The following is a 13,127-nucleotide window of genomic DNA, read 5'->3' on the forward strand; positions in this document are numbered from 1 at the left end:
TCCGGGGCGGATGTCGGTGCCGGGCTTTAGGCTGGCCGGGTGTCCAAATCGCCGGTAGAGCACAGGCCAAGGGGGCTGCGCGCGTGGTTGTACGTCGCGATTCCGCTGTGGGCGAACAGAACCCTGGCGGCGGTGGGAAAACCGTAAAAACTGCCAAAACGACGGCGGCTAAGAAGGCGCCGGCGAAGAAGGCGCCGGCGAAGAAAGCGTCGGCGAAGGCGACGCCGGTGGAGTCGGCGCCCGCGAAGAAGGTTCCGGCCGACGAGTCGCGCACCGCCCTGGTCCGCCGCGCCCGCCGCATCAACCGCGAACTCGCGGAGGTGTACCCCTACGCCCACCCCGAGCTCGACTTCGAGAACCCCTTCGAGCTCCTGGTCGCCACGGTGCTCTCCGCCCAGACCACGGACCTCAGGGTCAACCAGACGACCCCGGCGCTCTTCGCCAAGTACCCCACCCCCGAGGACCTGGCCGCCGCCAACCCGGAGGAGGTCGAGGAGATCCTCCGCCCCACCGGCTTCTTCCGGGCCAAGACCAAGTCGGTCATAGGGCTGTCGAAGGCCCTGGTCGACGAGTTCGGCGGTGAGGTCCCGGGCAGGCTGGAGGACCTCGTCAAGCTCCCCGGCGTCGGCCGCAAGACCGCGTTCGTCGTGCTCGGCAACGCCTTCGGACGGCCCGGCATCACCGTGGACACGCACTTCCAGCGGCTCGTACGGCGCTGGAAGTGGACCGACGAGACCGACCCGGACAAGATCGAGGCCGTCGTCGGCTCGCTCTTCCCGAAGAGCGAGTGGACGGATCTCTCGCACCATGTGATCTGGCACGGCCGGCGCATCTGCCACGCCCGCAAGCCCGCCTGCGGCGCCTGCCCCATCGCCCCGCTCTGCCCGGCGTACGGCGAGGGCGAGACCGACCCGGACAAGGCCCGAAAGCTGCTGAAGTACGAGAAGGGCGGCTTCCCGGGCCAGCGACTCAAGCCCCCGCAGTCCTATCTCGACGCGGGCGGCAGGCCGGCGCCGCCGCTGGGGGCCGCGTGACGGAACGATCGAGGTGCCGTCGGGCGTTGGACACGGAAGGACGGGGGTGGCGATGACACACACGAGCGACACGCGCGGCGGCTCGGCGACGCTCAGCAGGGACGGGCTGCCCGAGTGGCTGGACCCGGTGGTGAGCGCCGTGGAGACGGTCGAGCCGCTCCAGCTGAGCCGCTTTTTGCCGCCGGAGAACGGGGCGGGGCGGGAGTCCGCCGTGCTGGTCCTCTTCGGCGAGGGCGAGCACGGTCCGGAGCTGCTGCTGATGGAGCGCGCCGGATCGCTGCGCTCGCACGCCGGCCAGCCGTCGTTCCCCGGCGGCAGCCTGGACCCGGAGGACGGCGACCCGTCGGGCGACGGACCGCTGCGGGCCGCGCTGCGTGAGGCCGAGGAGGAGACCGGTCTCGATCCGTCCGGCGTCCAGCTGTTCGGTGTGCTGCCCAAGCTCTACATCCCGGTCAGCGGCTTCGTCGTCACCCCGGTGCTGGGCTGGTGGCGGGTTCCGACCCCGGTCGGCGTCGTCGACCCGAACGAGACCGCGCGCGTCTTCACCGTCCCCGTGGCGGATCTCACGGACCCGGCCAACAGGGCCACCGCCGTCCATCCGCGCGGCCACGCAGGTCCGGCATTTCTGGTGGAATCGGCCCTGGTCTGGGGTTTTACGGCCGGGATCATCGACCGGCTGCTGCACTACGCGGGCTGGGAGCGGCCCTGGGACAGAGAGAAGCAGGTCCCACTCGACTGGCGGTCATGACAGGGTGAACCCCGTGCTGTGTTTTCCCGGGGGACAACCCCCGGACCCCCGGCCGAGCTGGTGGGACCGGAGAGTGATGAGGCGAGGCCAGAATCAGTGAACGTGCTGGACATCCTGCTGCTGGTCGCCGCCGTGTGGTTCGCGATCGTCGGCTACCGCCAGGGGTTCGTCGTCGGCATCCTCTCGGTGATCGGTTTTCTGGGCGGCGGTCTTGTCGCCGTCTATGTGCTTCCCGTCATCTGGGACGGCCTGACCGACCAGAAGGAGGTCAGCACGACCGTCGCCGTCGTCGCGGTGGTGATCGTCATCGTCTGTGCCTCCATCGGCCAGGCGCTGACCACCCACCTCGGCAACAAGCTGCGCCGGTACATCACCTGGTCCCCGGCCCGCGCCCTGGACGCGACCGGCGGCGCCCTGGTCAACGTCGTGGCGATGCTGCTGGTCGCCTGGCTGATCGGCTCGGCCCTGGCCGGCACGACGCTGCCCACGCTCGGCAAGGAGGTCCGCAGCTCCAAGGTGCTGCTCGGGGTCTCCCGCGCCCTGCCCGCGCAGGCCGACACCTGGTTCGCGGACTTCTCCACGGTCCTCGCGCAGAACGGCTTCCCACAGGTCTTCAGCCCGTTCGCCAACGAGCCGATCAACGATGTCCAGCCGCCCGACCCGGCCCTGGCGGGCAGCCCCGTCGCCACCCGCGCCCAGAGCTCCATCGTCAAGGTGATGGGCACCGCCCAGAGCTGCGGCAAGGTCCTGGAGGGCTCCGGCTTCGTCTTCGGCGACCGTCGCGTGATGACCAACGCGCACGTCGTCGGCGGCGTCGACGAGCCCACGGTCCAGATAGGCGGCGAGGGCCGCAAGTACGACGCCAAGGTCGTCCTCTACGACTGGGAGCGCGACATCGCCGTACTCGACGTGCCGGACCTGAAGGCGCGTGCCCTGCAGTTCGCGCCCCGGGACGCGGACAGCGGCGACGGCGCGATCGTCGCGGGCTTCCCGCAGAACGGGTCGTACGACGTCCGTGCCGCGCGCGTGCGCGGCCGCATCACGGCCAATGGCCCGGACATCTACCACCGCGGCACCGTCCGCCGCGACGTCTACTCCCTGTACGCGACCGTCCGCCAGGGCAACTCCGGCGGCCCGCTGCTCACGCCCGACGGCAAGGTGTACGGCGTGGTCTTCGCGAAGTCCCTCGACGACGCCGACACCGGCTACGCACTCACGGCGGACGAGATCCGGCAGGACATCGCCAAGGGCCGTACGGCGAACGAGCAGGTGGGTACCGACAGCTGCGCCCTCTGAGGCCGAGGTCTACAGGACCTGCGACGCCGCGGGGCCGTCAGCCGCGGGGGTGACGCAGTCGTACCGAGACCCAGCGGGCCCGGCGGCGCAGGATGCGCGGGATCCCCACCCTGAGGTCGGTGCCCGGCGACTGCGGGGCGCTTCCCTGGTGGGAGCTCAGACCGCCCGTGGAACGGCGGTTTCGGGGTGCGTCACTGTAGTCGTGCGTCCAGCCCATACCCCGACGTCTGCCCCCGCCCCATGGTCGATAACCGCCTCCCGTCCCCTCAATTGGCCTATGCGCCAGGCATGTGGCCGTTCGTAGGACAGACGTTCAATGCGACATACCGGACGTATCGGTACGGTCACCGATCAGGTTCGGGGTCCTTGAGCCAGTTGATCAGTTCGGTGGAGAAGGCGACCGGATCCTCCTCGTGCGGGAAGTGGCCCAGCCCGTCGAACAGCCGCCAGCGGTACGGGGCCTCGACGTACTCGCCCGAGCCCGCCGCGCTCCGCGTCCGCGTCACGGGGTCCAGGGAGCCGTGCAGATGCAGTGTCGGCACGCGCACCGGCCGCTTCATACGGCGGTTGAACTGGATGCCGTCCGGGCGGACCAGCGACCGCACCAGCCAGCGGAACGGCTCGATCGAGCAGTGCGCCGTCGACGGGATGCACATCGCCCGCCGGTAGGTGTCCACCGTCTCGTCGTCCGGCAGCCGGGGCCCGGACCAGTCCCGGATGAGCCGGCCCACGAGGGCGGCGTCGTCGGCGACCAGCTGCCGTTCCGGGATCCAGGGCCGCTGAAAACCCCAGATGTACGAGCTGGCGGCCGTCTGCCGGGCGTCCCGCAGCATCGCGGAGCGCCAGCGCCGCGGGTGCGGCATGGAGACGACGGCGAGCCGCCGTACGAGCTTGGGCCGCATCGCGGCCGCCGTCCACGCCAGATAGCCGCCCAGGTCATGGCCGACCAGGGCGGCGTCCGGCTCGCCGAGCGACCGGATCACACCGGTGACGTCGAGGGCGAGGTTGGCCGGGTCGTACCCGCGCGGTGTGCGGTCGCTGCCGCCCACGCCACGCAGGTCCATCGCCACCGCACGGAATCCCGCGTCCGCCAGCGCGGTCAGCTGGTGCCGCCACGCCCACCAGAACTGGGGGAAGCCGTGCAGCAGCAGCACCAGGGGGCCGTCGCCCAGCTCCGCGATGTGAAAGCGGGCGCCGTTGGCGGCGACGTCCCGGTGGGTCACCCCTTCGGGGACCTCGACGCGTACGACCGAAGTCGCGGAGGGATCCGTCATGACGACGAGCGTCCCACAGCTTCGATGGCCTCGGGCACACGGTCTTCCAGCGCCGGGTGCTCGGCACGGGGGTGGGGCTTGGCGTTCTGCAGGACGCCCGCCGTCTCCTTCATCGAGGCCGCCACCTTCTGCGGGCCCTGGCTCCGCTTGGCCTTCTTCGCGAAGACCACGCCGATCAGCACCAGCACGACGGCCACCAGGACATTCGCCGCGAACGACAGCAGGAAGCAGATCGCGAGGTTCCAGCCGCTCCAGGTCCGGATGCCGTACGCCAGCGCGAAGTTGAGCATCGGCAGGGAGAACAGCAGCAGCACGAGCGCGGCCGAGAACGCGCCGCCGCTCGTCGCGCCGCGCTTGACGTCCTGCTTCAGCTGGGCCTTGGCCAGCGCGATCTCGTCGTGCACCAGCGCCGACAATTCGGTCGTCGCCGAGGCGAACAGCTGGCCGATGCTGCGTTCGGCGCCGACCGGGCTGCCGTCGGGTGCGCTCATCGCGGTCTCCCTCTTCGTCTTTTGTACCGTCTCGTCAGATCATGCCGGACGGTCGTCGTCCTCGCCTGCCCCGCCCGGCACTTCGGTAAGCCCGTGGCGCGCCGCGGCCTGTTCCCGGGCGATGCGCCGGTGCTCGGCCGCCTTCTCTTCGTGGATCTTCGCCATGCGCAGGTGGTACGACGGATCGTCCTGCTCGTAGACGTCCGGGATGCCGTCGAGATCCTCGTCCCGCTCCTCGTCCTCGCACAGCCTGCGGTACTTGGCGTTGCGTATCTTCAGCAGGACGGTCGCGCAGACGGCCGCCATCAGCGAGCCGGTCAGTACGGCCGCCTTGACCTCGTCGGTGAGCACCGCGTTGCCCTCGAAGGCGAGTTCGCCGATCAGCAGCGAGACGGTGAAGCCGATGCCGGACAGGGCGGCCACGGCGAAGATGTCGGCCCATTCGAGGTCGTCGCTGAGGGACGCCCGGGTGAAGCGGACGGTCAGCCAGGTGCCGCCGAAGATGCCGATCGTTTTGCCGACGACGAGCCCGAGGACCACGCCGAAGGTCTCCGGCTTGGTGAACACGTCGACGAGCGCGCCGCCGGAGACCAGTACACCGGCGTTGAACAGTGCGAACAGCGGCACCGCGAGGCCCGCCGACAGGGGCCGCACCAGGTGCTCGATGTGCTCGCCGGGCGAGTGCGCCTCGTCCTCGTGGGTGGTGCAGCGCAGCATCAGGCCCATGGCCACGCCGGCGATCGTCGCGTGGATGCCGCTGTTGTACATCAGCCCCCAGATGACCAGGGCGAGCGGGACGTACACGTACCAGCCCCGTACGCCCTTGCGCAGCAGCACCCAGAAGACGGCCAGACCGACGACGGCCCCGCCGAGCGCGGCGAAGTCGATGCGGTCGGTGAAGAAGACCGCGATGATCAGGATCGCGAACAGGTCGTCGACGACGGCGAGCGTCAGCAGGAAGGCGCGCAGGGCGCTGGGCAGCGAGGTGCCGATGACCGCGAGCACGGCGAGCGCGAAGGCGATGTCGGTGGCGGTGGGCACGGCCCAGCCCCGGGTGGATCCGCCGTCGGCGATGTTGGTGAGGGTGTAGACGAGCGCGGGTACGGCCATCCCGCACAGCGCGGCCACGACGGGCAGGACGGCCGCCTTCGGGTCCCGCAGGTCACCGGCGACCAGTTCGCGCTTGAGCTCGATGCCGGCGACGAAGAAGAAGACGGCGAGCAGTCCGTCGGCGGCCCAGTGGGTGACGGAGAGGTCCAGCCCGAGGACCTCGGGGCCGAAGCGGAAGTGGCTGACGGTCTCGTAGCTGTCGCGCAGCGCAGGGACGTTCACCCAGATCAGCGCGGTGACCGCGGCGATCAGCAGCAGCACACCGCCGACGGTCTCGGTCCGCAGCGCGTCCACGACGAAGGTCCGCTCGGGAAGGGACAGACGTCCGAGGACCTTGCGGCGGGCGGTGGTGCGGGGCGCGGCCACGGGGAGACCTCCGGGTGGTGGGCAGAGCTGAGCACATGCCGACCAGACTTCCCGGCGCACCTTGAGGATCTTGCCGCGCCAGTGGCGCTCTACTTATTTTACTTAAATTTGCCGGATGAGGCATCCGGTGGTTCCACGTGATGCGTCCGAGGGGCGCCCCGCTTTCGTGCGGGGCGCCCCTCGGACGGATGTTCAGACGGGTGTTCCTCTGTCTGTTCAGTCCCCGTCTGCCCTCGTCTGCTCAGTCCTCGCTGGGCGCGGCGGGCAGCTTGGCCTGGATGAGGTCCATGACCGTGGAGTCGGTCAGCGTGGTGACGTCTCCGAGCTGGCGGTTCTCGGCGACGTCGCGCAGCAGCCGGCGCATGATCTTGCCGGAGCGGGTCTTGGGCAGCTCCGCGACGGGCAGGATGCGCTTGGGCTTGGCGATCGGGCCGAGCGTCGCGCCGACGTGGTCGCGCAGCGTGCCCATCAGCGTGTCGTCCTCGGAGGTGCTGCCGCGCAGGATCACGAAGGCGACGATGGCCTGTCCGGTCGTCTCGTCGGCGGCACCGACGACGGCGGCCTCGGCGACCGCGGGGTGGGAGACGAGCGCGGACTCGACCTCGGTGGTGGAGATGTTGTGGCCGGAGACGAGCATGACGTCGTCGACCCGGCCGAGCAGCCAGATGTCGCCGTCGTCGTCCTTCTTCGCCCCGTCACCGGCGAAGTACTTGCCCTCGAAGCGGGACCAGTAGGTGTCGAGGAAGCGCTGGTCGTCGCCCCAGATGGTGCGCAGCATGGACGGCCACGGCTCGGTCAGGACCAGGTAGCCGCCGCCTCCGTTGGGCACCTCGTTCGCCTCGTCGTCGACCACGGTCGCGGAGATGCCGGGCAGCGGCCGCTGCGCGGAGCCGGGCTTGGTCTCGGTGACGCCGGGCAGCGGGGAGATCATCATCGCGCCGGTCTCGGTCTGCCACCAGGTGTCGACGATGGGGGTCCGGTCCGCGCCGATGTGCTTGCGGTACCAGATCCACGCCTCGGGGTTGATCGGCTCGCCCACCGAGCCCAGCACCCGCAGGCTGCTGAGGTCGAACTTGGCGGGGATGTCGTCGCCCCACTTCATGAACGTGCGGATCGCGGTCGGCGCCGTGTACAGGATCGTCACCCCGTACTTCTGCACGATCTCCCAGAAGCGGCCCTGGTGCGGGGTGTCGGGGGTGCCCTCGTACATCACCTGGGTGGCGCCGTTGGCCAGCGGCCCGTAGACGATGTACGAGTGCCCGGTCACCCAGCCGACGTCGGCCGTGCACCAGTAGACGTCCGTCTCCGGCTTGAGGTCGAAGACCGCGTCGTGGGTGTAGGCGACCTGGGTGAGGTAGCCGGCGGAGGTGTGCAGGATGCCCTTCGGCTTCCCTGTGGTGCCGGAGGTGTAGAGGATGAACAGCGGGTGCTCCGCCTCGAACGCCTGCGGGGTGTGCTCGGCGGACTGCCCCTCGACCAGCTCGTGCCACCACACGTCGCGGCCGTCGGTCCAGGCGACGTCCTGGCCGGTACGGCGCACGACGAGGACGTGCTCGACGTTGTCGACGCGGTTGATGGCGTCGTCGACGGCGGGCTTGAGCGCGGACGGCTTGCCGCGCCGGTAGCCGCCGTCCGAGGTGATGACGAGCTTGGCGTCGGCGTCCTGGATGCGGGTGGCGAGCGCGTCCGCGGAGAAGCCGCCGAAGACGACGGAGTGGGTGGCGCCGATCCGGGCGCAGGCGAGCATCGCGATCGCCGTCTCCGGGATCATCGGCATGTAGATCGCGACCCGGTCGCCGGCATGGACGCCGAGCTCCAGCAGGGCGTTCGCGGCGCGGGAGACCTCGTCCTTCAGCTCCGTGTAGGTGATCGCGCGGCTGTCGCCGGGCTCGCCCTCGAAGTGGATCGCGACCCGGTCGCCCAGGCCGGCCTCCACGTGCCGGTCCACGCAGTTGTAGGCGACGTTGAGGCGGCCGTCCTTGAACCACTTCGCGAACGGCGGGTTCGACCAGTCCAGCGTCTCGGTCGGCTCGGTGGCCCAGGTCAGCCGGCGGGCCTGCTCGGCCCAGAAGCCGAGCCTGTCAGCCTTGGCCTGTTCATACGCCTCCGCCGTGACATTGGCGTGCGCGGCCAGCTCGGCGGGCGGCGCGAACCTGCGCTCCTCCTTGAGCAGGTTGGCCAGGCTTTCGTTGCTCACGACATCTCCCTTTCCAAGGGTGTCCGTTGTGTCCCAGGCCACAGCTCATCAGACCCGGGGGTCCGATGACAAGGGTCGACCTGGAATTGGTTTAGACCTGTCTGGATGGTCCACTACCCCTGTACACGGATGCCGACCAAGGCCGGGTTCAGCCTCCTGACCTTTGTTGCGACGGCTACGGCGGGCTGCCGGGCACCCCTGTGTCACCCATATCTCACCCACATGGCGCCCTGCACGGTGCCGGAGCCCCCGGTGTGCGGCCGCGGGCGGAGCCCCCGGATGCGCGGCCGCCGGTCATGCCCCCGGATGCGCGTCCGCCGGTCATGGCCCCGGGTGTGTGGCCGCCGGTCATGCCCCCGCTCACCGTGGCCGCACCCGGGTCCGGTCCGCCGGTCCGGTCACGCCGGTCCGGTCACGCCGGTCCCGTCACGCCGGTCCGGTCACGCCGGTCCGGTCACGCCGGGCTGGGCAGCTCCTCCGCTCCCGCCACGTGCTCGAACACGGCCTCGTCGCCGACCGCGCCACCGAGCAGATACGCCTGCGCCTCACCCACGTGGAAGTACATCCCGTGCAGCTCCAGCGCACCGTCCGCCAGCGCCCGCGCCACCGCGTCGTGTGCGCGCAGATGCTCCAGCTGCTGGACCACATTGGTCAGACAGAGCTGTTCCACCGCGTCGGCCGCCGCCCGCCCGGCCAGCCGTGCCCAGGGCCGGCTGTCGTCCGCCATCCGCTCCAGGCTCGGCAGGCCGTGCCGCAGCCACCGCTTGAGGGGGGTCGGCTCGCCCCCGGGTGCGGAGCCCAGCAGCGCCTGCATGGCCCCGCAGCCGGAGTGCCCGCACACCGTGATGGAGCGCACGTTCAGCACGTCCACCGCGTACTCGATCGCGGCCCCCACGGAGTCGTCGCCGCTCTCCTCGCCCGGCAGCGGCACCAGGTTGCCGACATTGCGGACGACGAAGAGGTCGCCGGGACCACTGGAGGTGATCATCGACGTCACGAGCCGGGAGTCGGCGCAGGCGAGGAAGAGCTGGGAGGGCCGCTGCCCCTCCCGCGCCAACCGCGCCAGCTCGTGCCGCACCAGCGGGGCGGTGTTGCGGTGGAACGCGCTGATGCCGCGGGCCAGTTCATGCGCGCTGGACGTGGCATCGGGGCCGGAAGCCGACATGGAGCCGGAGCCGGAGCGGGAGCCGGAGTCGGAGCCGTCGTCGGGGGTGGCCTCGGCGTCGGAGGCGGCCTCGGCAGCGGTGCCGTCGCCCGGTTGGGTCGCCCCCTCCGGGCCGTCGGTCCCGTCGGGTTCCGGCCGTCTGCCCGCACCACCGCTCGGTCCACCGCTCGGTCCGCCGCCGGACGGCATGTCGCACTGGTGGTTGCGCCAGGGCGTCCAGGGCCGGCAGCGGCATCCGGTGGACGCCGTCGGCTCGGCGGTCCTGAGCCCGGTGCGGCGGCCGGTCAGTTCGGCCGTACCGCCCTGCGCGGTGTGTGCGTTCTGCCAGTCCTGCAGTGACTCGTACGCCGCGTGGTCCATGAACGAACCGTCCAACTCCACGACGGCGTGGGCGCCTTGGGGTACGAGATGCAGGGCCCGGCTGAGCCGAGGCACCGCGAGGAACGTCAGCTGTCCTCGTACATGTACGTGATGGACTCCTTCCTTCTCTTCGTGCGTGATACGGGTGCGGGCGAGGCGGCGCAGGGCGAGGGAGACGGCCACGGCGACACCGAGCCCCACGCCCTCCAGGACGCCCAGGAAGACCACGCCGAGTGTGGTGGCGGCGTACACCAGCACTTCGCGGTGGCGGGTCACCGCGCGGATGTGGTGCAGGGACACCATCTGGATGCCGACGGCCATCACCAGGGCGGCGAGCGAGGCGAGCGGGATGAGGTCGAGGACCGGGACCATCAGCAGCGCGGCGACTACTACGAGAACGCCGTGCTGCATCGTGGAGTTCCGGCTCACGGCACCGGATTTCACATTCGCCGAACTCCGCACGGCCACGCCCGCGACCGGCAGTCCGCCCAGTGCTCCGGAGACGCAGTTGGCGGCGCCCTGCCCGAGCAGCTCCCGGTCCAGGTCGGAGCGTCCGACCTGGGTCCGCGGTCCGGGGCGGCGGGCGACCAGCTTGTCCACGGCGACCGCGCCGAGCAGTGACTGCACGCTGCACACCAACGTGGTGGTGAACACGGCGGCGGCGATGCCGAGCACCGGCCCCTCGGGCAGTCCCGCCAGGGCGTGGCTGCGCCAGGACGGCAGGTCGACCTTGGGCAGGGTGAGCGCGGTGAGCGAGGCGGTCGCGGTGGCAGCGGCGACGGCGACGAGGGCGGCCGGGATCTTGCGCAGCAGGCGGCCGGGCCGGCCGGGCAGCCGCGGCCAGACCAGCAGCAGGGTCAGGGTCAGCGCGCTCATCGACACGGCGGCGGGCTGCAGGGCCGCCAACTGGGCGGGCAGCGCGAGGACGTTGTCGAGGACGGAGCTCTGCGGAGTGCCGCCGAGGACGATGTGCAGCTGGGCGACGGCGATGGTGACGCCGATGCCGGCGAGCATGCCGTGCACGACGGCCGGGCTGACGGCGAGGGCCGTGCGGGCCACGCGCAGGCAGCCGAGGCCGAGTTGGGCGAGACCGGCGAGGACGGTGATGCCGCACGTCGTCCGCCATCCGTAGCGGTGGATCAGATCGGCGGTGACGACGGTGAGTCCGGCGGCGGGGCCGCTCACCTGGAGCGGGCAGCCGCCGAGCCGCCCGGCGACGAGTCCGCCGACGGCGGCGGCGACGAGTCCCGCCTGGAGCGGGGCACCGGTGGCGAGGGCAATGCCCAGTGACAGGGGCAGGGCGATCAGGAAGACCGCGATCGATGCCGACAGGTCGGCGCCCGCGAGATGGAAGCGGCGGGGCGGGGACGGCGGTGGGCTGTGCGGTTGGTGGGGGTGCTTGGTCCGGGTCGGGTCGGCGGTGCGGCCTCCGGCCGATCGGGCAAGGCCGAGGGCCTGGGTGGATGCGCAGACTGACATGTTTTCCCGTCTCCTCCGGGGCGGCGCGGTCGCGATGGGGGTGGCCCCGTCGAGGTGGCGGGGTGGGTCGCGGCCATGGGTCACGGCGTGCAGCGGCGGGATGAAATCAACGCTCGGTAAACAGATCGTAATGCAGAGTAAAGGTCATGCATGAACTTTCGGTGCAAATGGTTCAGAGATTCACCCACTGGGATGAACCAAGCATTTCATCGGCTTGTCGTACTAATTCCCTCTCGGTCCCGTGGGACCTTGGCGGCGCTGCCGGCACATCCCGGCAGATCACCAGACAACGCCCGTATCGGCGTTGGCCTGAGAGAAGGAAGAAGGTGGGCGGAACATGGCCGCCAACCAGAGGATCGCCGCGGGCGCCTTGGCCGCCGCGGCCTGTGCGGCGTCGCTCGCCGGTTGCGCGAGCGACGCCGACGGCTCCAAGGAAGGAGCATCCGGACCTCGGCAGGGCGCTGCCGCGCCCCAGAGCATGGTCCGCCTGATCGGTGACGGCTCCACCGCGTACACCGGCGCGCAGCCGCACCTGCCCAGACCCGAGCGGCTCAAGCCCGGTGAGAAGCCCCCGCAGTTCGTGGTGTTCTCCTGGGACGGAGCAGGCGAGGACAGCCAGAAGCTGTTCTCCCACTTCCGCAAGGTCGCCAAGGCCAACAACGCGACCATGACGTACTTCCTCAGCGGCGTGTATCTGCTGCCGGAGGAGAAGCGCGACCTGTACCGGCCCCCGCAGCACTCGCCGGGCCGCTCCGACATCGGCTTCAACGACGAGAAGGGCATCGCCGACACCGTCCGGCAGTTGCGCCTCGCCTGGCTGGAGGGCAACGAGATCGGCACCCACTTCAACGGCCACTTCTGCGGCAATGACGGCGGCGTCGGCCAGTGGTCGGTGGACGAGTGGAAGGACGAGATCACCCAGGCCAAGCAGTTCGTGAAGAACTGGAAGACCAACTCGGGCCAGACGAAGGCGCCGCCGCTGCCCTTCGACTACGACAAGGAGCTCATCGGCGCCCGCACTCCGTGTCTGGAGGGCCAGAAGAACTTCATCAAGGCGGCGAGCCAGTTGGGCTTCCGCTACGACACCAGCGGTGTCAACAACCAGCTCTGGCCGAAGAAGAGAGACGGGCTGTGGGACCTGTCCATGCAGCTCGTGCCCTTCCCGGGGCACACCTACGAGCAGTTGACCATGGACTACAACTTCATGATCAACCAGTCCGGCACCCAGACCCAGGGCGACCCTGACAAATACGGCTACTGGGGCGACCAGATGCGTGACGGTCTGCTGAAGGGCTTCTACCGGGCCTACGACGGCAACCGCGCGCCCCTGGTCATCGGCAACCACTTCGAGCACTGGAACGGCGGCACCTATATGCGTGCCGTCGACGAGGTCGTCGAGCAGGTCTGCAACAAGCCCGAGGTGCGCTGCGTCTCCTTCCGGCAGCTCGCCGACTGGCTGGACGCCCAGGATCCGCAGACCCTGTCGAAGCTGCGCACCCTGGAGGCCGGCAAGGCCCCCAGGCAGGGCTGGGCGTCCTTCCTGTCGAACCGCTCCGCCCCGGCTCCGAAGGGGGCGCCTGGGGCACCGGCGATCGGGCGGTAGCCGT

At 70.4% G+C, this 13,127-nt stretch carries 10 protein-coding genes; 4 read left to right on the forward strand and 6 right to left on the reverse strand.

Going from position 1 to position 13,127, the window contains the following annotated elements:
- Positions 1–107: 107 nt before the first annotated feature.
- The 3 genes from nth (at position 108) to AB0I54_RS15000 (ending at position 3,078) form a co-directional block, all read left to right on the forward strand.
- Positions 108–1,034 carry an endonuclease III gene (gene nth, locus AB0I54_RS14990; RefSeq protein WP_363296392.1) on the forward strand — a complete coding sequence of 309 codons (927 nt, stop codon included), beginning with the start codon at positions 108–110 and terminating at the stop codon, positions 1,032–1,034.
- A gap of 52 nt (positions 1,035–1,086) precedes the next feature.
- Positions 1,087–1,782 (forward strand): CoA pyrophosphatase, encoded by a 696-nt coding sequence (locus AB0I54_RS14995; RefSeq protein ID WP_363296393.1) that lies wholly within the window; start codon positions 1,087–1,089, stop codon positions 1,780–1,782.
- A gap of 96 nt (positions 1,783–1,878) precedes the next feature.
- Positions 1,879–3,078, forward strand: coding sequence for a MarP family serine protease (locus AB0I54_RS15000; protein ID WP_363296394.1), 1,200 nt, complete (start codon positions 1,879–1,881; stop codon positions 3,076–3,078).
- Positions 3,079–3,115: 37 nt separating this feature from the next.
- Here AB0I54_RS15000 and AB0I54_RS15005 read toward each other — a convergent pair whose 3' ends face one another.
- The 6 genes from AB0I54_RS15005 to AB0I54_RS15030 all read right to left on the reverse strand — a co-directional run bounded on the left by AB0I54_RS15005 (position 3,116) and on the right by AB0I54_RS15030 (position 11,520).
- Entirely contained in the window at positions 3,116–3,295 is a 180-nt protein-coding gene (locus AB0I54_RS15005; RefSeq protein ID WP_263210950.1) for a hypothetical protein, read from the reverse strand.
- Positions 3,296–3,422: 127 nt separating this feature from the next.
- On the reverse strand, positions 3,423–4,352 hold the full coding sequence (locus AB0I54_RS15010; protein WP_363296395.1) for an alpha/beta hydrolase: 930 nt from the start codon (positions 4,350–4,352) through the stop codon (positions 3,423–3,425).
- Positions 4,349–4,843, reverse strand: coding sequence for a phage holin family protein (locus tag AB0I54_RS15015; RefSeq protein WP_363296396.1), 495 nt, complete (start codon positions 4,841–4,843; stop codon positions 4,349–4,351). The genes AB0I54_RS15010 and AB0I54_RS15015 overlap by 4 nt, the downstream gene beginning before the upstream one ends.
- Before the next feature lie 39 nt (positions 4,844–4,882).
- The gene (gene nhaA / locus AB0I54_RS15020) at positions 4,883–6,319 is read right to left on the reverse strand and encodes a Na+/H+ antiporter NhaA (RefSeq protein ID WP_363296397.1); all 1,437 of its coding nucleotides are present in this window, start codon (positions 6,317–6,319) and stop codon (positions 4,883–4,885) included.
- Positions 6,320–6,560: 241 nt separating this feature from the next.
- A complete protein-coding gene (acs, locus tag AB0I54_RS15025; RefSeq protein ID WP_363296398.1) occupies positions 6,561–8,558 on the reverse strand; it encodes an acetate--CoA ligase in 1,998 nt (665 codons plus the stop codon).
- 412 nt (positions 8,559–8,970) lie between these two features.
- Positions 8,971–11,520, reverse strand: coding sequence for a SulP family inorganic anion transporter (locus tag AB0I54_RS15030; protein WP_363296399.1), 2,550 nt, complete (start codon positions 11,518–11,520; stop codon positions 8,971–8,973).
- Between the two features lie 337 nt (positions 11,521–11,857).
- On the opposite strand from AB0I54_RS15030, the gene AB0I54_RS15035 reads away from it, so the two are divergent.
- The gene (locus tag AB0I54_RS15035) at positions 11,858–13,123 is read left to right on the forward strand and encodes a hypothetical protein (protein WP_363296400.1); all 1,266 of its coding nucleotides are present in this window, start codon (positions 11,858–11,860) and stop codon (positions 13,121–13,123) included.
- Positions 13,124–13,127 lie beyond the last annotated feature (4 nt).

It is taken from the genome of Streptomyces sp. NPDC050625 (genome assembly GCF_040654755.1).
Lineage (GTDB): Bacteria > Actinomycetota > Actinomycetes > Streptomycetales > Streptomycetaceae > Streptomyces.

Excerpts from the sequence above, each read along its gene's own strand:
- AB0I54_RS15030 (WP_363296399.1), bottom strand. The coding sequence starts at position 11,520 with ATGTCAGTCTGCGCATCCACCCAGGCCCTCGGCCTTGCCCGATCGGCC.
- AB0I54_RS14995 (WP_363296393.1), top strand. The coding sequence starts at position 1,087 with ATGACACACACGAGCGACACGCGCGGCGGCTCGGCGACGCTCAGCAGG.
- AB0I54_RS15015 (WP_363296396.1), bottom strand. The coding sequence starts at position 4,843 with ATGAGCGCACCCGACGGCAGCCCGGTCGGCGCCGAACGCAGCATCGGC.
- AB0I54_RS15010 (WP_363296395.1), bottom strand. The coding sequence starts at position 4,352 with ATGACGGATCCCTCCGCGACTTCGGTCGTACGCGTCGAGGTCCCCGAA.
- AB0I54_RS15005 (WP_263210950.1), bottom strand. The coding sequence starts at position 3,295 with ATGGGCTGGACGCACGACTACAGTGACGCACCCCGAAACCGCCGTTCC.
- AB0I54_RS15035 (WP_363296400.1), top strand. The coding sequence starts at position 11,858 with ATGGCCGCCAACCAGAGGATCGCCGCGGGCGCCTTGGCCGCCGCGGCC.